General features: G+C 36.5%; 20 protein-coding genes. 11 read left to right on the top strand and 9 right to left on the bottom strand.

Going from position 1 to position 21,854, the window contains the following annotated elements; translation table 11 throughout:
* Positions 1 to 35: 35 nt before the first annotated feature.
* The 7 genes from WBG21_RS08210 to idi all read left to right on the top strand — a co-directional run bounded on the left by WBG21_RS08210 (position 36) and on the right by idi (position 8,793).
* A complete protein-coding gene (locus WBG21_RS08210) occupies positions 36 to 986 on the top strand; it encodes a PorP/SprF family type IX secretion system membrane protein (RefSeq protein WP_340076726.1) in 951 nt (316 codons plus the stop codon).
* Positions 987 to 997: 11 nt separating this feature from the next.
* The gene (locus tag WBG21_RS08205; RefSeq protein ID WP_340076725.1) at positions 998 to 2,932 is read left to right on the top strand and encodes an OmpA family protein; all 1,935 of its coding nucleotides are present in this window, start codon (positions 998 to 1,000) and stop codon (positions 2,930 to 2,932) included.
* 668 nt (positions 2,933 to 3,600) lie between these two features.
* Entirely contained in the window at positions 3,601 to 4,335 is a 735-nt protein-coding gene (locus WBG21_RS08200; RefSeq protein WP_340076724.1) for a LytR/AlgR family response regulator transcription factor, read from the top strand.
* Between the two features lie 434 nt (positions 4,336 to 4,769).
* Positions 4,770 to 4,922 (top strand): hypothetical protein, encoded by a 153-nt coding sequence (locus tag WBG21_RS08195; protein ID WP_340076722.1) that lies wholly within the window; start codon positions 4,770 to 4,772, stop codon positions 4,920 to 4,922.
* 110 nt (positions 4,923 to 5,032) lie between these two features.
* Entirely contained in the window at positions 5,033 to 7,102 is a 2,070-nt protein-coding gene (locus WBG21_RS08190) for a tetratricopeptide repeat-containing sensor histidine kinase (RefSeq protein WP_340076719.1), read from the top strand.
* Positions 7,099 to 7,812 (top strand): response regulator, encoded by a 714-nt coding sequence (locus tag WBG21_RS08185; RefSeq protein WP_340076717.1) that lies wholly within the window; start codon positions 7,099 to 7,101, stop codon positions 7,810 to 7,812. The genes WBG21_RS08190 and WBG21_RS08185 overlap by 4 nt, the downstream gene beginning before the upstream one ends.
* Before the next feature lie 459 nt (positions 7,813 to 8,271).
* Complete coding sequence (idi, locus tag WBG21_RS08180) at positions 8,272 to 8,793, top strand: isopentenyl-diphosphate Delta-isomerase (protein WP_340076715.1); 522 nt, start codon at positions 8,272 to 8,274, stop codon at positions 8,791 to 8,793.
* On the opposite strand, the gene WBG21_RS08175 is transcribed toward idi, so the two are convergent.
* A complete protein-coding gene (locus WBG21_RS08175; protein WP_340076713.1) occupies positions 8,779 to 9,639 on the bottom strand; it encodes an alpha/beta fold hydrolase in 861 nt (286 codons plus the stop codon). The two genes, idi and WBG21_RS08175, sit on opposite strands and share 15 nt — an antisense overlap.
* A gap of 102 nt (positions 9,640 to 9,741) precedes the next feature.
* Here WBG21_RS08175 and WBG21_RS08170 point away from each other — a divergent pair, with 102 nt between their 5' ends.
* From WBG21_RS08170 to WBG21_RS08155, 4 genes are read left to right on the top strand one after another with little or no spacing between them, the layout of a single operon-like run.
* Positions 9,742 to 10,155, top strand: coding sequence for a 6-pyruvoyl trahydropterin synthase family protein (locus tag WBG21_RS08170; RefSeq protein WP_340076711.1), 414 nt, complete (start codon positions 9,742 to 9,744; stop codon positions 10,153 to 10,155).
* Positions 10,152 to 10,607: a peroxiredoxin gene (locus tag WBG21_RS08165; RefSeq protein ID WP_340076709.1), complete on the top strand. Its 456-nt coding sequence runs from the start codon at positions 10,152 to 10,154 to the stop codon at positions 10,605 to 10,607. Before WBG21_RS08170 ends, WBG21_RS08165 begins: the two co-directional genes overlap by 4 nt.
* On the top strand, positions 10,608 to 11,579 hold the full coding sequence (locus tag WBG21_RS08160; RefSeq protein ID WP_340076707.1) for a type I phosphomannose isomerase catalytic subunit: 972 nt from the start codon (positions 10,608 to 10,610) through the stop codon (positions 11,577 to 11,579).
* Between the two features lie 37 nt (positions 11,580 to 11,616).
* Positions 11,617 to 11,892 (top strand): hypothetical protein, encoded by a 276-nt coding sequence (locus WBG21_RS08155; protein ID WP_340076705.1) that lies wholly within the window; start codon positions 11,617 to 11,619, stop codon positions 11,890 to 11,892.
* Between the two features lie 7 nt (positions 11,893 to 11,899).
* On the opposite strand, the gene WBG21_RS08150 is transcribed toward WBG21_RS08155, so the two are convergent.
* The 8 genes from WBG21_RS08150 to WBG21_RS08115 all read right to left on the bottom strand — a co-directional run bounded on the left by WBG21_RS08150 (position 11,900) and on the right by WBG21_RS08115 (position 21,843).
* Positions 11,900 to 12,553 carry a DUF6090 family protein gene (locus WBG21_RS08150; RefSeq protein WP_340076703.1) on the bottom strand — a complete coding sequence of 218 codons (654 nt, stop codon included), beginning with the start codon at positions 12,551 to 12,553 and terminating at the stop codon, positions 11,900 to 11,902.
* Between the two features lie 38 nt (positions 12,554 to 12,591).
* A complete protein-coding gene (locus WBG21_RS08145) occupies positions 12,592 to 14,511 on the bottom strand; it encodes a DUF349 domain-containing protein (protein ID WP_340076701.1) in 1,920 nt (639 codons plus the stop codon).
* A gap of 118 nt (positions 14,512 to 14,629) precedes the next feature.
* Positions 14,630 to 15,385, bottom strand: a complete 756-nt coding sequence (locus WBG21_RS08140) for a shikimate dehydrogenase family protein (protein ID WP_340076699.1) — start codon at positions 15,383 to 15,385, stop codon at positions 14,630 to 14,632.
* Positions 15,360 to 16,376: a DUF368 domain-containing protein gene (locus tag WBG21_RS08135; RefSeq protein WP_340076697.1), complete on the bottom strand. Its 1,017-nt coding sequence runs from the start codon at positions 16,374 to 16,376 to the stop codon at positions 15,360 to 15,362. Before WBG21_RS08135 ends, WBG21_RS08140 begins: the two co-directional genes overlap by 26 nt.
* Complete coding sequence (locus tag WBG21_RS08130; RefSeq protein WP_340076694.1) at positions 16,369 to 17,316, bottom strand: DUF368 domain-containing protein; 948 nt, start codon at positions 17,314 to 17,316, stop codon at positions 16,369 to 16,371. Before WBG21_RS08130 ends, WBG21_RS08135 begins: the two co-directional genes overlap by 8 nt.
* A 56-nt stretch (positions 17,317 to 17,372) precedes the next feature.
* Entirely contained in the window at positions 17,373 to 18,776 is a 1,404-nt protein-coding gene (locus WBG21_RS08125) for a tetratricopeptide repeat protein (RefSeq protein WP_340076691.1), read from the bottom strand.
* A 97-nt stretch (positions 18,777 to 18,873) separates the two neighbouring features.
* Entirely contained in the window at positions 18,874 to 20,055 is a 1,182-nt protein-coding gene (locus tag WBG21_RS08120) for an aspartate aminotransferase family protein (RefSeq protein ID WP_340076689.1), read from the bottom strand.
* Positions 20,056 to 20,076: 21 nt separating this feature from the next.
* Positions 20,077 to 21,843, bottom strand: a complete 1,767-nt coding sequence (locus WBG21_RS08115) for an OstA-like protein (protein ID WP_413789398.1) — start codon at positions 21,841 to 21,843, stop codon at positions 20,077 to 20,079.
* Positions 21,844 to 21,854: the final 11 nt, after the last annotated feature.

The following is a 21,854-nucleotide window of genomic DNA, read 5'->3' as shown; positions in this document are numbered from 1 at the left end:
AAAAACAGCCCTTTTTTGGCCAAATACATAAACAAATGAAAACGTACAACTTAGCCGCAATTTTATTAATGACCTTGCTAAACTGCCAAGTGTATGCACAACAAGACGCACAATACACACAATATATGTACAATACCCTGAGCGTAAACCCCGGATATGCGGGAAGCCGTGGAGTACTGAGCTTTGCAGGATTGTACAGGAGCCAGTGGGTAGGACTCGATGGATCCCCCGAAACCCAGACACTTAATATACATTCGCCCATAGGAGAAACCGGTAGAGTAGGTTTAGGGTTATCTATAGTAAACGACCGCATTGGTGACGGCGTAAACGAAGAAACGTACTTTGACGTAGCATTTTCATATACCATACCAACATCAGAAAAAGGAAAACTGTCTTTCGGGTTAAAAGGGGGTGGGCACTTATTAAATGTTGATTTTACAAAACTGCGCCAATTCCAACCCGAGCTGACAGCTGCCGATAATATTAACAATAAATTTTCCCCTAATGTTGGCTTAGGCGTCTACTACCATACAAACAAGTTTTATCTTGGGGTATCTGCACCTAACTTATTGGAAACAGACCATTTTGATGAATCCAACAACTCCAATAATGCTGTTTCGTTCTTAGCAGAAGAACGCATTAATTATTATGCTATTACCGGGTATGTGTTTGATCTGAACAGCAATGTTAAGTTCAAACCTGCACTATTGACAAAAATTGTTTCCGGTGCACCACTTCAGGTAGATATGTCAGCCAACTTTATGTTTAATAACACATTCATTTTAGGGGGCGCATATCGATGGGATGCTGCCGTAAGTGCTTTGGCAGGGTTTCAAATATCAGATTCATTTATGTTGGGTTTGGCATATGACAAAGAAGTTACCGAATTGGGAGGAACACGTTTCAATAATGGTTCTTTTGAGGTATTTCTCCGTTTCGAGCTCCTTAAGAATTTTGAGAAAGCCGTATCACCTAGATTTTTCTAAACAACACTACCATGAAAAAACAAATAATATTTATCGCATGTACATTTTTACTTATCCATACAGTACATGCACAACAACGAAAAATAGAACGGGCAGATAAGAAGTATGATAAATATGCCTTTATTACTGCGATAGATATTTATGAACGTGTAGCCAATAAAGGGTACCAATCGGCCGAATTGTATAAAAAGCTGGGAAATGCCTACTATTTCAATGCTAAATATGAAGATGCCGCCAAATGGTATGAGCAATTAACGGCTATGCGAAATGTAACAATAGAACCTGAATACTATTTTCGATATGCACAGTCGTTGAAAGCAACAAAAGAGTATACTAAAGCGGATGGTATGATGGACATGTTTAATAAAGCAAAAGGCACCGATAGCAGAGCTGCGCTATATACATCACAGCAAAATTACTTGGAGCAGATCAAGTTACAATCAGATAGATATGATATAGCACTGGCGACCCTTAACTCTACCTATTCGGATTTTGCCCCCTCTTTTTATAAAGAAGGACTCATATTTTCTTCAGCAAGGGATACCGGGGTGCTCACCAGATATAAACACTCATGGGATGAACAACCATTTTTAGACCTTTACACCAGTAGTGAAGTCAATAAAGAACAAGCAACGGCAACCCCAGTGAAACTATCAAAAAACATCAATACGCGCTATCACGAATCTACCACAACATTTACAAAAGATGGTCAAACGATGTACTTTACCAGAAGCAATTACAACAATAAAAAATACGGAAAAGACGCAGAAGGGATCAATAAACTGAAAATATACAAAGCTACACTTCACAATGGCAATTGGTCCAATATTACAGAACTGCCTTTCAATAGTGATGACTTTTCCTGTGCACACCCTACATTAAGCACTGATGAAAAGCAGCTCTACTTTGCTTCGGACAGGCCGGGATCGTATGGGTTGTCCGATATCTATAGTGTAGCCATACATGAAGACGGAAGCTACAGCAAACCTATAAACCTTGGAAAAGAAATCAATACGGAAGGGCGTGAAACATTTCCTTTTATGAGTACTTCCGGAAAGCTTTATTTTGCCTCTGACGGTCATCCGGGCCTAGGAGGTCTGGATATATTTGTGGCTGAAATGGAGAAACCATCAAGTATACACAATATAGGAAGCCCTGTAAATGGCCCCAAAGATGACTTCTCCTTTATTATCGACGAAGCAAAAAGTACAGGCTATTTTGCTTCCAATAGAGATGGTGGTGTAGGGAGTGATGACATCTACTTTTTTATTGAAACCATACCATTAGTTACACAATGCGAACAAGTAGTTACAGGAGTTATAACAGATAAGAATAGAAAAACACCCATTCCAAATGCACAAGTACTGGTGATCAATACCAAAAATGAACTATTACAAACAGTAGTTACCGATTCGGAAGGAACCTACAAAGTAACCATAGATTGTACACAAGACCATTTTATGCGGGCAACAAAAGAAACATACACACCCTCAGAAACATTAGTGTCGGCATCATATGGTACTGATACGCTAACTATAAATTTTGAATTGGAAAAAGAAACCGTTACCGCCGGTATAGGCGACGATCTTGCACAGCTATTACAACTAAAACCGATCTATTTTGATTTTGACAAGGCAAAAATCCGTAAAGATGCCGAGATAGAATTAGAAAAAGTAGTGGCTGCCATGGAAAAATACCCAAGTATAAAAATCGATATCAGGGCGCATACAGATAGTAGGGCAAATGATGCCTATAATATGCGGTTATCGGAAAAAAGAGCTAAGGCTACAATTGACTACCTTATAAAACAAGGGATAGGCCCTTCCAGGATTACCGGAAGGGGCTATGGTGAAACACAATTAGTAAACGAATGTGGGAACGGAGTGCCTTGTAGTATAGAAAAACACCAATTGAATAGGCGCTCAGAATTTGTAATCATGGAATAAACAAGCAGACCATTTTTTTCTATGTAGCTTGCTGCGTTTGCCATATGGGCAGGCGCAGCTTTTTTAATATATTAAGCCATTTTTTTGTTTCTTTAAAAGAACCTTAATAGCCCTGCACATCATTTTCAACCCTGTGTATACAGGAAGAGAAATTTATATAAAAGCAATAAACTTATAATAAGACTTCTTTGCCAATAAATCATTGGGACATTTCATTTCGATAATTATTGGAGAATATGGCATATTTGAGATTTTTTTAACTTTTTGAACAGCCTTATCTATAAAAAATCATGTTTCACATTTCTTTAAAAAGCTATATTTTTTATACTTGTAAATGCATTTTCTAGCATTTTTCTACCTTAAGAAAAATAAAAAGAACAAAAAACGGAGAAAAAACCCCATTTTTTTAAACTGAATCCCGAAATCTGTCCCAGCCCTTTAAATAAGGGAGTTTTAGCTATTTTTAATACGAGGTACTATAAATAATATAATAATATAACTACCTGTTAATCAGTTTATTTCTATCTTTTTTCTCGTGCAAAGTATCAATATATATATGGTAAAACCACAATAATTCTTCATAGATAAATAGTAAATTCATCAAGTGTTAATGTATGCTTTTTCAGTAGTTGTACTGAACAAAAAAAACATACCTAAATGCAATAGCCATGAAGTACTCCTATATTATAATTGATAACGATGAAAAATCAGCTAATGAACTTCGGTCTATACTCAAAGAATTTCCCAATTATTATTGTCGCGGCGTAGCCAATGATGAAAGGTCGGGTATGGATCTCATTCTGAAAGAAGTCCCCGATCTCGTGTTCCTGGAAGTTGAATCGCCGGGAATGTTGGGGAACATTACCCATTTTAACCTTGTACATGAATTGAAAAATTACCTGGTACAACTTCCAAAAATTATTGTTGTGACCAAGAGCATTGAATATACCTTGCAGGCCATTAAAAATGATGTGCTCGATTATATTTTAAAACCCGTCAATAGTTTTGAAATACGAAAAGCCTTTATGAGGCATGAGAAAAAATATGGTAAAAACCCCGAAACACTTTGTATAAAATCATACGGGGATTACCGTTTCATAGAGCTGGACGAAATCCAATACCTGAAAGCAGATAATAATACAACAGACATTTTCATGAAAAATGGTGAAAAGGTAAGCGCCATAAAAACACTTAAGTGCTTTGAAGAGTCTTTGCCCCATGGTTTTGTGCGTATACACAACAGTTATATTGTAAACACCGGTTGCATATCCAGGATCCACTTTGGTAAATCTCGCTTTACCATGAAAGCTTCCGAAGACTTTATCCCCTTTTCCCGAAACTACAAGAGCAATGTAGAAGCTATTAAAGAAGCAATGAAACATAAGAATGTACTGGAGTTTTAACAAAACCATGTCAATTACCCTTAAAAAAATGTCAGCCACTCACAATTGCTGCACAACTACTAAAACAACAAAATATCCTTTAAATAGTACAATATTCTTACGTATTTTCGTTCTGTGAGAATAATAGAATCACGAGTTTAAAAAGAAGCTTCTCTTTATACAGGTAACAAGTGCACTCACAATGGCTAGTAGAGGACAACTACCTGCAGTGCCGTACATATTACCATATTTTTAAATGCCGTCCTGCATTTAGAATACATAACAACGCTTTATTGGCGTAGCAAATTGTAGCTAATGTGGCAGTGGGTGCCCCACAAACAAGGCAATTATAGGTACCATACTGGTTCTTGGTACATAACCCCTGCCACGGCTACAACACATTTAAATTTTAACTACAAAAAGAAAAACTAGCAAAAACTTAAAACTACATAGACATGAAAACATTAAAAAACATTATACTGATTGCAATTTTGGCCTTAGGCACTACCGCCACTATTTCTTGTAGTGCTAACACTACAGAGGATGATTTGTATGATACCACAGCGACTAATGGTAACAAAGGAGACGATCCTGCCGATATTGACTAAGGATTATTCTGTCACATCAAAGTAAAAAGCAGCGGCTGTAGGGCACTGCTTTTTTTATGGCTTGGCTCGGCTATTTTTACTATTTTTAGGCAGTTTTTTAACAAAATTTTATGAAAAGTAGCTACTATTTAACAGTGTTTAGTGTATTACTATTTGCTACAGCCTGCAAAAAAGCGACGGAAATTGCCGCCACTGGTACGGTACAAGCGCAGGACAGTTTGGCACTGTACCTGCAATATGCCAAAGAAGATACCTTGTCTGTTGCAGAAAAGGCAACATGGATTGACAAAGGAAGGGGCTGGGCAACCAAGCAGCCTGATTCCGTACAAGCAAAGGCACGTTTGCAAATTGCACTGTGCTACTATCGCATAGGCTCGTTAAAACAGTTCCAGGCCGAAAGTCAACAGGCCTTAGAGCTGGCACAAAAAGAAAAGGATACCTTGCACTTGGCCACGGCCAACCGCTATCTGGGCACCTATTGCCTACGAAAAAATGTAAACGACAGTGCCTACTACTTTTTTTACAATGCACAGAACCATTACCGTAGCTTGAACGATGTACTGAATACAGGAAAAATGCTCTTAAACATGGGAATTGTGCAAAAAAATGCGCTGGATTATGTGGGGGCCGAGGCCACTACTGTAGAAGCCATTACCTTTTTAGAAAATACAGAGGATATCCGTATGCTCGCCTCCGCATATAACAATTTGGCTTTTATAGCATCAGAAATGGAAAATTATGAAGCCTCGTTAAATTATGATAAAGAGGCCTATAACTTACGTAGAAAATTAGACATCCCTTGGTTGGAAATAACCTCCTTAAATAATATAGGGACTACCTACGAACAGATGGGCCAATACAAAGAAGCCATTACGTATTATGACCAAGCGTTGGCCTACCCTGCTATAAGAAAAGAGCAACCGGAGGTATATGCCCGCTTACTCAGCAACAGAGCCCATGCACGTTTTTTGCTAGGCGATACCACCGGCTTGCCGGAGGCCTATATGGAGCCCTTAGTGATACGCGATAGTTTAAATGATTATGGAGGTAAAATGTCCAGCAGACTGCACCTTGCAGAGTACCACGAAAAAATGCAAGACACCGTCATGGCCTTGTACTATGCCAACGAGGTGTACGGCCTGGCAGCCGGTGTGTACAATTATGGCGATATGCTAAAACCGTTACAAATAATGGCACGCCTTGGCAAGGGAAATGAAGCAAAAGGATATGCGGCGCGCTACATACAAATAAGTGACAGCCTGCAACAAGCAGAACGGCAAACACGCAACCAGTTTGCCCGTATCCGTTTTGATACGGACAAGTTGGAAAAGCTCAACATTGTCATTACCCGGAAAATGAACTGGTATATGTACACGGCCATTTCGGCCATACTGCTTGGGTTGTTACTGGTCATTATTATACGGCAGCGCCTTAAGAACAAAAAACTGGAGTTTGAACAGTTGCAACAACAGGCCAATGAAGAGGTGTACAATTTAATGCTCTCACAGCAAGACCGTGTGGAAGAAGCGCGTGAGAAAGAACAAGAGCGGATCTCCAAAGAATTGCACGATGGTGTGCAAAGCCGTATGTTTAGTATATTTATGATGTTGGGCAACCTGAATGACGACACCAGTGAAGAAGCTATTAGCAAACGAAAAGTGCTTATAGCGGAAATACAGAAAATATCTAAAGATATCCGGAAAATTTCGCATGACCTGCAAGAAAGTATTTTTGATGAACGGCAGGCGTACAGTTATGTAATAAACGGATTGATGGATTTGCAGTTGCAAGGGATGGGCATAAATTATAAATTGGACGATCAACAGAAGATAGATTGGGACGAAGTACCCTACAAAACCAAGATGCACTTGTACAGGGTAATACAGGAAGCCTTGCAAAATGTGGTAAAATACGCGGAAGCCAAGAGTGTAACGATTACCTTTGACAGTATTGGAGAATGGGCACGTATAATCATTGCTGATGATGGAAAAGGTTTTGATAAAGAAAAAGTGAAGAAAGGTATTGGTATAAAGAACATGAAATCGCGCATTGCAGAAATAGAAGGGAGCATCGAATGTTTCCCTGAAATTGGAAAAGGAACAACAATTATCATAAAAATATCAGCCCCCCTGCTAGAAAAAAATGATAACCATAGTTTAACACAAAAATTTATTTTATGACAGAAAAACCTAAAGGAGGCAGGTTTGCCGACAAAGATGGAGGCAAATACCGGATTTTAATGGTAGATGACCATCCAATGACCTTGGAAGGTTACAAAGCAACACTTTTGAAAGAAGACAATTTTGGAAAACCCTTGGACATTAGTACTGTTTATGAAATTGAAGATGCTGTGCGCAAGATCAAAAAAGCAGCTAAAAAGAAAGAGTACGATCTCATATTCTTAGATATAAGCCTGGGAGATTCTGAGCCATACGAGGGGTATAGTACCGGTGAAGATTTGGCAGAACTGGTAAGAAAGCTCACTCCAAACACAAAAATAGTGGTTCTTACCCAGCATGGCGAACCGGGACGGTTGAACAGTATTATGCAACGGGTAAACCCCGAGGGGCTTTTGGTAAAAGGGGACGTAGACAATAGAGAAATGACATTGGCATTTCACCTTATATTACACAATCCGCCATACTATACTACAACAGCAAAAAATTTTATACGTCAAAAGTTGAGCAATGATTATAAAGTTGATAGCAAAAACATGAAAATTCTTTACCATTTGTCCAGAGGTGTGCGTACCAAGAATTTGATCAAACATGTAGATTTATCGTTAAGCGCCATAGAAAAACGGAAGTTACAATTAAAAGCAATGTTTGGAGTCCCCGATGGTGATGATGAAGACCTTATAGAAGAAGCTCGAAAAAAGGGATTTGTATAGTATAATCAATGTAAAAAAGACAGGTAAAAAAATACGGTAAAACCGTATTTTTTTTGTGCGAAACCAGAGCATTTGTTCCATGTATAATACATACTTTAGCATTGTGTTATGAGTCAATATGTTTTTTACAAATTACATGTCGTTCTTCATAGCATTCGTTTCATAGCGATTGTATTTTGTATATAGACGTAGTATACGAAATACTTGCTTTTATTTAGTTGTTGGGGGGCCGACAAGGCGAGACTCTTTGGATTGTCCATATGGACAATCCTAGAGGCTAGCCGCTAAGTGTAGGGATACACTTATCATTTTGCTTTACATCTTTTTATTTACATTTGTTTGGATAGCCTTGCTTTTAAATTTTTTTTGAGGGCAAGGCTTATTTTTTGATTGCATATTATAACCAAAAACTAATTAAAAACAAGTAGCTATTTTGTAGTTTTGTATGGGAGCAAAAATATGGTTGAAGAAAAAGTAATATTAGTAAATAAGCATGATGAACCCTTAGGGCTTATGTCAAAAATGGAAGCGCATGAGAAAGGTATGCTGCATAGGGCATTTTCTGTTTTTATATTGAATGACCATAACGAACTGCTCTTACAGCAACGGGCTTTTGATAAGTACCATTCTCCAGGTTTATGGACCAATACCTGTTGTAGTCATCAACGGGAAGGAGAGAGCAATATCGCAGCTGGAAAAAGGCGCTTGATGGAAGAAATGGGGTTTAGTGCCGATTTAAAAGAACTTTTGTCTTTTGTATACAAGGCCCCGTTTGATAATGGTTTAACAGAACATGAATACGACCACGTACTTATAGGAACGTATAACAATGATCCGGTTATCAATAAAAATGAAGTTGCCGATTGGAAATGGATGCCTCTTGAAGCAGTTAAGGAAGCTATTAAGCAACATCCGGGACAATACACTGCCTGGTTCAAAATTATTTTTGACCGGTTTTATGAATACCTAAAGAAGTGTTAGCAACGATTTTTTGATAAGCGCAAAGCTTGTCCATAGCAATGCATGGCCTTCACCTTCTATTGTAACCAGACGAAATGATTTTGTTGATAATGCACCTTGTAATTCAAGGGAGTTTTCATAAGGCACTACCCAGTCACTGTCCCCATGTATAGAAGTAATATTAGCAATGTTGTTTTTCCATGAATTTTCAAATAACCGTAAATCTTGAGCATGTGAAAGTTTTTCTATAGATGCACCTTTCCATATGTCAGGGACTAAAAACCGTGTTGCCTTCCATTGGTATAATTTAATCATTCCGGGAATCTTTTCATGGGCTGCATACAAAGCAGGGGCACATAAAACCACATGCTTTGTAGGGTGTTCCAATGCATAATTTAAAGCTATGGGCCCGCCATAGGAATAACCTACAAGGATGATCTCTTTTGAAGCATATGCGCCTGCAATTTTTCGGAGTAATGCTGTTTCTTTCTCAATAGAATTTAAGACTGATCCGGTTTGTTCCTCACCATAACCAATCCGGTCATAAGCGATCAGATGTGCTTTATTATTCAATTCTGGGTCAACCATATACTTTTTAAAATCCATAGAAGAACCTACAGACCCATGAATAAAAATAATGGTAGGAAGGCTGTCATTAGCAGCTTTTTCAGTTGTTACAACCCTGACATTCTTGTTTTCAAACTCCAGATAACGAATAGTTGCCCCATGGCCTTCATCAGAAAAGAAATCTTGGATGGCTTCATTGGTTTTTGGGGCGGAGAACCTATAAAACAAAACCAGTAAAACAATAAAAACGAAACCTAATACAAGCAATGTATATTTAAGGATTTTTTTGAGTAGTTTCATGGTTTTATAGTTCTTTACAGCGACAAAAATAAGTGAAAAGAAAAAGGATTGGAAATCACCTGATATGTATGTATCTTATACCGGTAAAAAATTGAGGTTAAAATGAGGGTAACGGTGTATAGAAAAGCACATTTTAATGCAGCTCACCGTTTGCATATAAAAGAGCTTACTGACAAGGAAAATGCAGCAATTTTTGGAAAATGCAGCAATCCAAATTATCATGGGCATAATTATGAATTGATTGTAGGTGTGACAGGGGAAGTAGACGAGAAAACAGGATATGTAATGGATATAGCGGTTCTTAAGAAACTAATTTATACGGAAATAGAATGTGCTTTTGACCATAAAAACCTGAATCTAGAAGTTCCTGAATTTAAATCACTTAATCCTACTGCTGAAAACATTGCAGTAGTTATATGGAGCCGTCTTAGAAAGCACGTGGACAATAAATTGGATTTAGAAGTCGTGCTATATGAAACCCCCAGAAATTTTGTAACTTATAAAGGAGCGGTATGAGTTTATCTATAGGTGATACCATCCCTGAATTCACGCTGAAAGATCAGGAGGAAAACGATTTTAGCAGTACCCAGTTGGTAGGAAAGCAACCCTTTGTAGTTTACTTTTATCCGAAGGATTACACCCCCGGATGCACTAGAGAAGCGTGTTCATTTCGAGATGCTTACCAAGACTTTAAAGATATGGGTGCAGAAGTAATAGGGATTAGCTCTGATTCCTCCAAAAGCCACAAAAAATTTGCTAACAGCTATCATTTACCATTTATTTTATTGGCCGATCCTGATAAAAAAGTACGAAAACAATTTGGTGTACCTGCCAATTTTTTTGGGTTGTTTCCTGGGAGGGAGACCTATGTTTTTGATAAGGAAGGAAAAGTAATTATGGTATTCAATAGTATGAAGGCTACTGATCATATAAAAAAAGCATTGGAATCATTAAAAACACAGGCGTAAATGAACCTCTATCCATTAAAGTTTGAACCGATTTTTAAAGAACGTCTTTGGGGAGGTGCAAAACTAAAAGATGTACTGGAAAAGCCTGTCCAGGGTGACACCATAGGGGAGAGTTGGGAAATTTCTGCAGTAGAGGGTGCTATCTCCGAAGTAGCTAACGGAAAGCTCAAAGGAATTTCCTTGTTAGAATTAATAGAGACCTATCAGGGAAAACTTATGGGCAATCGTGTGTACAAGAAATTTGGGAATGACTTTCCGATATTGATAAAGTTTATTGATGCTAAGTTGGACCTTTCCATTCAATTACACCCCAATGATGAATTGGCAATGAAACGCCACAATTCATTTGGAAAAACAGAAATGTGGTACATTATGCATGCGGATGAAGGTGCAGAGCTTATAGTGGGTTTTAACAAGGATGTTACAAAGCAGGAGTATGTAATGCACCTTGAAAACAACTCACTTCCAGAGCTCCTTAATTATGAAAAAGTTAAAGAGGGGGATGTATTTTTTATCAATACAGGGAAAATACATGCTATAGGGGCAGGTGTATTGCTGGCAGAGATACAGCAAACATCGGACATTACATATCGTGTATATGATTGGGAGAGGAAAGACAAGGATGGAAATACTCGTGAACTCCATACTGCACTGGCATTAGATGCCATTGATTATGAAAAAAAGGAGGATTTTAAAATGCCATATGAAAAACAACAAAACACTTCTAATGCAGTAGTTAAGTGCCCTTATTTTATTACTAATTATTTGGATATAGAAGGGCATTATACTACTGATATAACCGACAGAGGTTCTTTTACGATTTATATGTGTGTGAGGGGAGAAGCCATTCTCAAAAATGAATATGGAAGTGAAAAAATAAAAAAAGGGGAAACGATATTAATACCTGCCAACACAGAACGGTTGCATATCGATTCGCTATCCGGAGTAAAACTTTTGGAGGTATATATATAAATGAAAAAAATCAATAAATCATAAAAACAAAATAGTTATGGCAAGTATCAGAGATTTAAAACGAGACATAAACAATGTACTGGGCGATATTATTGATGCAGTGTACATTTCAGAAATGGCGACCCTAAAACCACCTTCTAAAGAAGGGGATGCCATTATTGATGAAGCTATTCAAGTCTTTGACGAACTCATTGTAAAGGTAAATGATAAAAGTGTAGCCAACAGAAAAGCCCATCTTAAAGCAGTAAGTGCCGAACTGGAAGCTAAAAGTAAAAAGTTAGTAGAAAAGCTAAATAAGCTGGGAAGCGCATAATTCCTGTTTACTTATTCTTTATTTCGTCATCAATTTGTAAAATAAGCGCTTCAATGTCTTTTTTTAAAGATTGGGAATACGCTAATATGCTTTTTTCTATGAATTGTAACCATTTTAAATGGTTTATGAAATGAGGGTGTTTTTCCAATAATACGGCTATTTCATCATTCTCGTTAAATAAACTTTCGACCAACACAGGCAAGAGGTATTGTTTATGGTAATCGAGGTAATCCTGTTCGTTAACTTTGAACCATTCTACCCGTGTGTCATAATAAGCAGTTATAGCATTTCTTAACGAAGTATTTGTTACGATGTTTAACCCCTGTGACTTTAAATTATGAAAGGCCGCATCATTGGTTATAAAAATAGTTGTACTGAAAAGTGAGCCCAAAATATTTTTAATCCCTTTTTCATTTTCTAGAGTATTTTCAGAAAAAAGTTCAATTAGCTCTTGCCTTTTTTGAATCCTAAATGTATAACCGCCATTAATGTTTTCATCTAAATCAGTTAAGTCACGTTTAAGGTTTTCTTTAAGTTCTTTTAAGAGTTCCTGTTCTACTTTTTCTGCCTTTTTGCCTTCATTCCAATTGTTAAAAGCGATGGCGAGGTTAATGGCAATAAAAGTCAATAAAACTTCGCCAATGGCATACTTCCAGCTCATATTTTTAAATAGTCGAAATCTCATAGGGTAGAGCAGTTTTAATCCATGCTTTTTAACTGTTTTAGCTTGGCTTTCCACAGTGCAAGCGACTCTTTATGTTGCTCAATGGTATTCACCACATCTTTCAACATGGGGTTATCGTTAGAGGTGTTTGAGAAGAACTGCATGTTATTTTCGAATTGCCGTACTTTGGCTTTTAGTTCTTCAATTTTACGTTTTATAAAGACTTTTTCATTTTCAATAGCCCTTTCGTTATTTGAATTTGCAAGTTGTTCTAGCTTATTGTTATATTTAATGAGTGTAGCTTCTTTTTTATCGAGTCCTAGTTTTTTAAACAGTTTGTCCAATGTGTCATAAAATGTATTCTCAATAGCTCGTTTATGGTAAGGCACCTTACCCATGGTCTTCCAATTAGCTATATGCTCTTGAAGCATCGCCATATCAGTTTCTTTATCTCCTGATAATTCAACATCCTTAAGGGTTTCAATAAAGGCTTTCTTGTTGTTATAAGCTTCTAGTTCTTCTTCACTACTTTTATTTCGTTGTGCATGGAGCCGATCAAAATAATGATTACAGGCTTCTTTGAAGCGTTTCCATATTTCATCGGATAATTTTCTGGGGACATGCCCTATTTTTTTCCAATCTTGTTGGATTTTTTTATAGATTTCGGTAGCTGTTTCCCAATCTTCATTGTCTTTATTTGCTTCAGCAATTTCTACTAGTTCTAGTTTCTTCTCATAATTTTTTTGCTGTTCTTTTTTTAGGTTTTTATAGAATGCATTTTTGTTTCGATTGAATGCCCTGACGGCTTCTTTGAAACGGGACCAGTTTGTGTTGCTTTCTTTTCTCGGAACTTTTCCAATATTGAAAAAGGCTTCCCTGAGCGCTTCAATTTTTTTGATTTGATTTTGCCACTCACTATGTGTATTAACAGGTTTTGAAGTTATGGCATCTATCTGTGCTATTACTTCTTGCTTTTTTACCAAGTTAGCTTCATATACGGCATCTATGTTTTTGTAATATTCTTGGCGTTTGTCGTGAATAGCTTTTGTGGCATTGCTAAAACGGTTCCATACATCTTCTCTGTGCTCTCTGTCAACAGGCCCAATTTCTTCTTTCCATATTTTATGAAGAATTTGCAACTCACGAAATGCTTTAGGAATGTCTTCTTCTTCAATAAGCGCTTCTGCTTTAGTAATAATTTTTTCTTTTTCTTCCAGATTGTGTTTAAAATCAAGATCTCTTAATTCACGGTTTAAGTCCAGAAAATCATAAAAAATTTCAACATGGTGGTGGTATGTACGCCATAAATCATTATAATTGACCTTAGGAACGGATCCTGCATTGTACCATCTTTCCTGAAGCTCCTTGAAATGTTTATAAGTGGTATTGATATTTTCTTCTACATTGATAAGCCCTTTGAGCTCTTCTATGATGGCTAATCGGTTTGAAAGATTTTCTTTAAGGCTTTTCTCTAGGTTTTTATAATATTGGTTCCGTTTTTCTTTGTATTCGGAATAGCTTTTGTAAAACCTGGTTTTTAATGGAGAGGTGTATCTAAAATCAATTTCATTGCCCCCATCATTTATAAAATCATCTTTCTTTTGCTCAAGAAGTTCTTGGAACTTTGCATCAAACTCATGTTTAATGTTATCTACATGAGTTTTAATAGCCTGTACCTTTTCATTTTTGACGAGCTTTTCCAGCTCTTCAATTAATTTTTCCATGCTCATGGCATGGTAATCAGGCATAGGAATGGTATGACGCTCATTTACAGCTTCGTCTTCAGCATCTTCGGCATTTGATTCGTCAATTTCATTCAACGGATCATTATCACTTTCTAAAATTTGCTTTTCCGCTTCTTTGTTTGAAGCTTTTGTTTCTTCCGAATTTACTTCTTTTAATTCTTCTTTTTTTCCATCTGCCTCCGGCAGGTTATCCTTTTGTTCATCTAGCATAATTCAATACATATTTAAATTCATCACCACTTAGAAAGTGAAAGATACTAACAACGATTAAAATAGCAAAAGATTTTAAAAAAACCCATGAAAAAATACGGTTATAAACATACCGGGTTTAAGAATTCCATAGTTCCCATGCTTTTTCTGCCTGGAGTTCTAACATTTTCAACCCATTACAAATTATTGCACCTCTTTCTTCACCTTGCTTCAAAAAAGCTGTTTTAGTTGGGTTGTATATCAAATCGTATAATAAGTGTGACGCGGTAATATAATTGTATGGAATGGCTGGTTTTTCTGCTGTTTTTGGGTGAGTACCTAATGGGGTACAGTTAACCACAATAGTATGTTCTTTCAGTATGGCTGAATTTAGGTCATTATAGTCAAACCAGCCTTTTCTCGGGGTTCTGGAAACAAGTGAGCATTCGATATTTAATTTCTTAAATGCATGAACGATAGCTTTTGAAGCCCCGCCAGTACCCAATATGAGTGCTTTTTTATGATGTGGTTGTATGTGTGGTTGAATGGACGCAAGGAATCCATAAAAATCAGTGTTATATCCTTTTAGTTTTCCATTTTCAATTTTAATAGTATTTACAGCACCTATTTCAAAGGCTTCTTGCTCAATAACATCTAAAAAAGGGAAGATCTGTTCTTTATATGGAATGGTAACATTTAACCCTTTGAGGTTTTGGTATTCCTGGATGATGGCGGTGAAGTATTTAATAGAAGGGATGTCAAAGTTTGTATACTGGTATTCTTCCAGACTTAGTGCCTCAAACTTTTTATTGAAATATTTTTTGGAAAAGGAATAAGAAATATTTTTTCCGATCAAACCGAATAAATGGCTATTTTTTTTGAGTTCTTCTTCCATACCATTCTAATGAGAGGACAATAAGGATTCCAAAGATAATAAACCCGAAGGTGTACCAGGTTTCCATAGTTGTAAAATCAGGAATATAGCGTTGGTAGTTTTGGATGATTTTATCGCCATTACTGTCGAGTATATATGCTCCGGGCTCTGAGGTTTTAAAAACAGTTTTTTTCCAGGGCCATACCACTCCCAGAGAACCCGAAATGAAACCTATGATGAGTGCAGTAGTATTGTTTTTAAAATGTTTTAATACATAAGAAAGCAAATGTGAAAAGGTAACTAAACCTGTGAGTGACCCTATTGTAAATACACCTAATATTTTTAGTACACTTAGACGCTCCTGATTGTTAACAAAGCTGAAATCGCCTCTAAACAATTCGGCAAAGGTATCATAAAGGGCGTTTACAGAATCTACCAGTAAGAGGACGTAATTTCCTAAAAGGATAAGGATGAACGATCCAGACAATCCAGGAAGTGTCATTCCGGAAACACTAATAATTCCACAGAGGAATATAAACAACAAATTGGTGTTTTCCTTGGCAGGATCAAGGAAACTTATGGATATCCCAATAGTGATACCAATAATAAATGAGGTGATTGTTTTTCTGTTCCAGTGCCGAAAATCTTTAGAGATATAATAAATAGAACCGATGATCATGCCAAAAAAGCTTCCCCATACAAAAAGTTCTTTTTTTTCGATGAAATAGTCTAACAGTTTGGAAACACTGAAGTAACTAATGAGCATCCCCAACATAAGCAATCCTAAAAACCGCCCATTGATATAACGATAGCAACTATTAAACCGTCCATTAATAAGTAATTTGAATGCTTTTCCGTTAATTTTTCTTAATGAGTATATGAATTCTTCATAAAATCCAGCTACGAAAGCTACTATACCGCCTGAAACCCCCGGCACCTTATTAGCAGCGCCCATAGCAAGCCCTTTTATAACTAAAAAGACACGATCTTGTAATGTGCGGGTGTTATGCATGCTTTTTAGTTTTTGAGGCAATTCTTTCCAACAAGAAGATGGTTAAAAAACCAATAATGATCAATGAAATTGTCCATATTATTTTAGGGTCGCCTTCAAAAGCTGTCGGGATAATGCTTTTTTGCAACAGAGGTTCTTTAGCTCCATGCGAGTTAGTATACCAGCTTATGGTTTTCTTCCAAGGCCAAATTTTATTTAATGACCCAATCATAAAGCCGGTTAAGAGTGCAAGGGTACTGTTTTTATAATTTTCAAACATCCAGCCTAGGATTTTTGAAAAGACTTTTAATCCTAGAACAGCACCCAATACCAATGAAATGAATTTTAGAAATGCCTCTGTGAACTTGTTGAAATTTAACTCATAGACACTTTCCAAAAACAAATTAACGGTGCCAATAGCCGTACTGTATGCTCCTAAAATTAAAAGTATAAATGCTCCGGAAACACCAGGGAGAATCATTGCTATAATAGCTATAAACCCACTGAAGAATAAGTATAAAAAACTATCCGGAGATGAGGTGGGCTCCATGATGGTAATGTAATATGAAATAAGAGTCCCTACTATCAAAAAGATTCCCATTGTTATGTTCCACTTTGAGATGCCTTTAATAATAATAAGGATACTAGCTATGACCAATCCGAAAAAAAAACCCCACAATAGCACAGGCTCATTTTCCAGCAACCATTTTATTGCTTTAGCAAGTGAGAGTATACTAAGAAATATACCTGATAACAATGCAGACAAAAAATTACCATTGATACTATTCCAGAATGATCGAAAGCCTTCTTTCCATATTTTTTTTAGAGATGTTATTTTGAGTCCATTAATGGTAGCAATAAGCTCTTCATAAATTCCGGAAATAAAGGCAATGGTACCTCCGGACACCCCAGGAACAATATCTGCTGCGCCCATGGCCATTCCTTTCAATGTTATGAGCATATAATTTTTGAACGATCGGTGCATATTGCTGCGTTAAGTCGAACAAAAGTATGGAATTATTGTTTAGGGATATTTTTAAATTCTGTTATAATATTCTTAACAGTGTTCCGAATAAAAACAGTAGGGAAAAGTTCTTTAAGTATGTGGTGTTTCTTATAATTGTTCCTTAAGGCATTTTTTAGGTGATAGGATCCTTTTAGGGAATCTGAAGAAAGATAGTAAAAACCAGCAATACGGTACTCAATAGCAGGTTCGTCCGGATAGAATTCTATTGCTTGTAGCAATGTATGGATAGCAGTATCATATTCGCCGAGTTTGTAGAGAACATCACTCCATTCTATCCAGGTTTTTAATTCATAATTACCTAATGTAACTATCTTTTCATATGCAAGGTCAGCTTCTTCGAGAAGGTCTAACTTTTTATTTATTTCTGCACTAAGTTTCCAGTAAGCTACATTTTCACAGTCAATATTTAAAGCTTTGTTAATATAATAACGAGCCTTTCGATAGTCCCCAATTCTATAATAGAAATCAGTAATTGCTATCCAACCTTTATCTAAGAGCGGATCTTCATGCACAGTTTTATTCAAGTACTTTACTGCCAGTTCAACATTGCCTAACCGCTCATGGCATTTCCCGATCCTTAAGTAAGCATAGGATGTAGGGTCATCTAGTTTTAGTGTGATCTCATAATTTTCTATAGCCTCATTGTACCGGTGCAGCTTTTCTAAGACTTTTCCTTTTTCCATATATGCCCCAACAAATGCATCATCAGAAATAATAGCAAAGTCATAAGCAGCAATGGCTTCTTTATACATCTTCTTTGCGTAGAATTGTTTGCCCAGTTGGTGCCATGCAATTTCACTGTAGGGGTCATTTTCTATATAAGTATTCAAAAAACTGATAGCCCCATCATGGTCTTTTACACTATCGTAACAATAAATCACATTATACAGCGCGGAATAATCAGCGGGATCATCTTCTACACATTTTATGAAGTATTCTTTAGCAGCTTGGTAGTCATCCATGAACAAATATTCCATACCTATCAGGGAATAAATATCCACAGTATCGTTTGTGTATGCCATTGCTGTCTTTAAAAGTTCAATAGCTTTATGATGTTGATCTTTTTTAGAGTAGATACTTGCTTTTTGTATGTATACTTCTTCATTAGTATGTTCAATAGCCATAAGTTCATCTAGCATTTTCTCAGCAAGGTCTAGTTTACCATCAAAAATTAATACCTCTATGTTGAGTAATTTTAAATTAATGGAAGATGTATGCTGGCTTAAGCCTATTTGTAATGCTCTTTTTGCAAGTGCGACTTTACCGATGTCTAAATAATGGTGAACTATGTCTTCAAAATCAGCAGCGTCAAAGAAGTAGACGTCGTTGGTTTTTAACATAGATTCGAATTTCGAAACGGGGAAGTTTCTGTCTTCACTAGAACTAAATGGCATACAAATGCTTTTTTATTTCTGTTTTATTAAAGTTAAAAGATGATGGTATTGGTTTATTAGAAAGCGATTTTTATTATCAACAAATTAGTTAACAGCTTTATTCTTTGTAGTTGTTTAACATTTTTATGAGGACATGGCAACCTTCTCTTATCTCTTTTTGAGAGATCGTCAGTGGGGGTGTTATGCGAATTGCCCGGGGTTCATATAACAACCAGAACAGGATCAATCTTTCTTTCATTGCGTTCAATATAACATAATTGGCAATACTGGAATTTTCTACCATCATGGCCAACATCAATCCTTTTCCCCTTATTTCTTTTATGAGGGGATGTACCAGAAGTTTCCGGATTAATGCCTCTTTCTCCAATGTTTCAGTTATTAAAGAGGTTTCTGTAAGTTCTTTCAATGTAGCCAAACAAGCTGAGGCAATTACAGGATGCCCTCCAAAAGTAGTAATATGACCAAGTTTAGGTTGTTCTTTTAAACAGGCCATCATTTCTTTAGATGCCATGAAAGCACCTACAGGCATGCCACCCCCCATTCCTTTTCCCATAACTAGAATATCAGGAATAATTCCGTAGTGTTGAAAACCAAAAAATTTTCCAGTTCTCCCAAATCCGGGTTGAATTTCATCTAGAATGAGCAAAGTGCCAGTCTTATTACATCGTTCGCGGACTTTTTTCAAGTAATTGTTTTTTGGAGCAATAAATCCTGCGCCTCCCTGAATAGTTTCTAGTAGGACACAAGCTGTTTTGGGTGTTATTTTATTGAGGTCATCTGTATTGTTGAATCGTATATACTTTGTTCCAGGGATCAGTGGTCTGAATACTTGTTTTCGTTTTTCATAACCCATGACACTCATAGCTCCTTGTGTATTGCCATGATAGGCGTTATGGGCGGCAATGATTTCGTACCGACCTGTTACACGTTTGGCTAATTTTAGTGCTCCTTCAATCGCTTCAGTCCCCGAATTGGTAAGGTAAGTGGTTTCTAGTGGAGGCGGAAGTTGTGTTGCCAATAGTTTTGTATATGTAACTACAGGTTCCTGAATGTATTCCCCATATACCATTACATGTAAGTAGCTATCTAATTGTTTTTTTATAGCAGCGACCACTTTAGGGTGCCGATGGCCCAAACTACAGGCAGAAATGCCTGCAACAAAATCGAGATAAGGTTTTCCGGAGGAATCATAAATATAACTTCCTTCAGCCCGGCTTATTTCCATAGCTAAAGGGTATGGCGATGTTTGTGCCTGATATTTAAAAAAGTCATCCTTCATACAGCAATACGCTTATTACAATTATTTATTCTCAGGTTTTATCTTTCTATTAGGGGATGTGCCTTTTGAATTTGGTTTTTGAGAGGTGTTTTTCTCATTAGGAGGTTCATTCTTCGATTGTTTTTCATATTCTTCGGCATCAATATCAATAGGATTGTCAATACCTCTTATTTTAACAAGCTGTATGTTATTGTCATCCTCATCAAAAATATCCTCTTTAGAGGAAATCATTTCATCACCCCTCCATACAAAGCCACTTAATTTACGTGCATTTACTGGTAAATCTTTTTCGGGAAAAATATCCCCATCTGGATTGGTAAAAAAAGTGATATCCTCAATTTGATTGTCTGTCATTGTCATATTAATGGCACTGCAAATAGTTTTATCAATCCCAATAAGTTCATTCTCGTCATTGTACATATAATAAATAACTTCTGTGTTTTTTATTACATCAATAATATCTAATTGATTTTCAACGAAAAGGCCAAATAAGTTTTTTCCTTTAACTTGGTTGAACCCTTCGCTTAATGTATCTTTTTCAATAATGAAAGCATTGTTCAATACTTTTAAGGAATCCAGTTTTTCGGTTTCTATATTGGTGATGAGGTGAATGCTATCTCCGGTCATTTGATTTTTTCCAGACCATAGTATAGGACTTTTTTTCTTTTTCTCGGCAATACTCATGGTTTCTGCATTAAACCCTAGGGGTTCCCCGATAAGCTGGGTCAATCCTGTTTTTTGGTTTACATGTATGGAGTCGCATTTGCCACTAAGGTTTTTTTTGTAAAATTTCACATTCCGAAAACCACGTATAATACGGTTATCAGGCTTGCCTGTCACCATAAGCGTGTCACCGTGAATGTACATGGAATCTTTTTCAATCAGGTTGATGGCTACAGCTCTTTTGGTAATAAAAACAGAGTCTTTTTGTTTATATACTTCTGCATAATGCCCCTTCACAATTCCTTTATTAATGGTATCAATAACTTTTATATTATTGGTGGCAGAGGCAAAATCTTTTATCTTATCAAAGTATAGGCTATCCCCATAGATGATACGATTGTTATAATCAATTCTTGAATTTTTAATGAAATACCCATTCTCGTCACTAGTGTCATAAAAACCTCGTTCGCAATAAACTTTATAATCTTTTCCGGTAATAGTGGACGGCCCGTACATGTATGCATGCTTGGTTATAGTATAATAGTCTAATTGTAATGAGTTGAGCACATAATCCGGATTGGTTATTTTCACATCACTAAGGAACTGATATCGTTTTTGTTCTAGGTAATAATGCCCTTTTTCACTGGTAAGCACATTGATAGAATCTTTAACAGTGCCGAAACTATTATAATAGGCATCTTGTTTGTTTCTATCAAAATAAAGGGTATCTGTAGCGAGCTCCATTTGTAGGTTATTCAATTTTACATTGTCCCGGGCATATGCCAATCGGGTATTCCCATCATAATCTAAATAACCACTTTGCATTTGGATAGTATCACCTTGGTTGAAACGTACATTACCAAAAGCTTTTATACGGTTTTCTTTCTGATTGTATATAGCTACATCGCACCAGAGGTCTACTCCTTGGTGTTCAAATTGTACTTGACGGTTGTCTTTACTAAAGATTGAGGCTCCGGGATATTTTATTTCATTTTTTGTGAAATTTCCTCCGTAGACAATTGTGATGTTTTTCTTTTCTTGAGCAGTTCCTAGAAATGAAAGACAACTAATAATAAAAGTAATGAGTATATGAATAAGCCTCAAAGCAATGTAATTTTGCTTCAAAAATAATGCTT

It is taken from the genome of Leptobacterium meishanense (assembly GCF_037645805.1).
Classification (GTDB): domain Bacteria; phylum Bacteroidota; class Bacteroidia; order Flavobacteriales; family Flavobacteriaceae; genus Leptobacterium_A; species Leptobacterium_A meishanense.
This window is presented reverse-complemented; position numbering and strand designations above follow the sequence as displayed.

Bases quoted from the DNA above. Each gene is read 5' to 3' on its own strand.
- WBG21_RS08200 (WP_340076724.1), top strand. From the start codon at position 3,601: ATGAAGTACTCCTATATTATAATTGATAACGATGAAAAATCAGCTAAT.
- WBG21_RS08205 (WP_340076725.1), top strand. From the start codon at position 998: ATGAAAAAACAAATAATATTTATCGCATGTACATTTTTACTTATCCAT.
- WBG21_RS08190 (WP_340076719.1), top strand. From the start codon at position 5,033: ATGAAAAGTAGCTACTATTTAACAGTGTTTAGTGTATTACTATTTGCT.
- WBG21_RS08130 (WP_340076694.1), bottom strand. From the start codon at position 17,316: ATGCTCATAACATTGAAAGGAATGGCCATGGGCGCAGCAGATATTGTT.
- WBG21_RS08175 (WP_340076713.1), bottom strand. From the start codon at position 9,639: ATGAAACTACTCAAAAAAATCCTTAAATATACATTGCTTGTATTAGGT.
- WBG21_RS08135 (WP_340076697.1), bottom strand. From the start codon at position 16,376: ATGCATAACACCCGCACATTACAAGATCGTGTCTTTTTAGTTATAAAA.
- WBG21_RS08185 (WP_340076717.1), top strand. From the start codon at position 7,099: ATGACAGAAAAACCTAAAGGAGGCAGGTTTGCCGACAAAGATGGAGGC.
- idi (WP_340076715.1), top strand. From the start codon at position 8,272: ATGGTTGAAGAAAAAGTAATATTAGTAAATAAGCATGATGAACCCTTA.
- WBG21_RS08150 (WP_340076703.1), bottom strand. From the start codon at position 12,553: ATGAGCTGGAAGTATGCCATTGGCGAAGTTTTATTGACTTTTATTGCC.
- WBG21_RS08210 (WP_340076726.1), top strand. From the start codon at position 36: ATGAAAACGTACAACTTAGCCGCAATTTTATTAATGACCTTGCTAAAC.
- WBG21_RS08165 (WP_340076709.1), top strand. From the start codon at position 10,152: ATGAGTTTATCTATAGGTGATACCATCCCTGAATTCACGCTGAAAGAT.
- WBG21_RS08170 (WP_340076711.1), top strand. From the start codon at position 9,742: ATGAGGGTAACGGTGTATAGAAAAGCACATTTTAATGCAGCTCACCGT.
- WBG21_RS08195 (WP_340076722.1), top strand. From the start codon at position 4,770: ATGAAAACATTAAAAAACATTATACTGATTGCAATTTTGGCCTTAGGC.
- WBG21_RS08160 (WP_340076707.1), top strand. From the start codon at position 10,608: ATGAACCTCTATCCATTAAAGTTTGAACCGATTTTTAAAGAACGTCTT.
- WBG21_RS08145 (WP_340076701.1), bottom strand. From the start codon at position 14,511: ATGCTAGATGAACAAAAGGATAACCTGCCGGAGGCAGATGGAAAAAAA.
- WBG21_RS08120 (WP_340076689.1), bottom strand. From the start codon at position 20,055: ATGAAGGATGACTTTTTTAAATATCAGGCACAAACATCGCCATACCCT.
- WBG21_RS08125 (WP_340076691.1), bottom strand. From the start codon at position 18,776: ATGCCATTTAGTTCTAGTGAAGACAGAAACTTCCCCGTTTCGAAATTC.
- WBG21_RS08140 (WP_340076699.1), bottom strand. From the start codon at position 15,385: ATGGAAGAAGAACTCAAAAAAAATAGCCATTTATTCGGTTTGATCGGA.
- WBG21_RS08155 (WP_340076705.1), top strand. From the start codon at position 11,617: ATGGCAAGTATCAGAGATTTAAAACGAGACATAAACAATGTACTGGGC.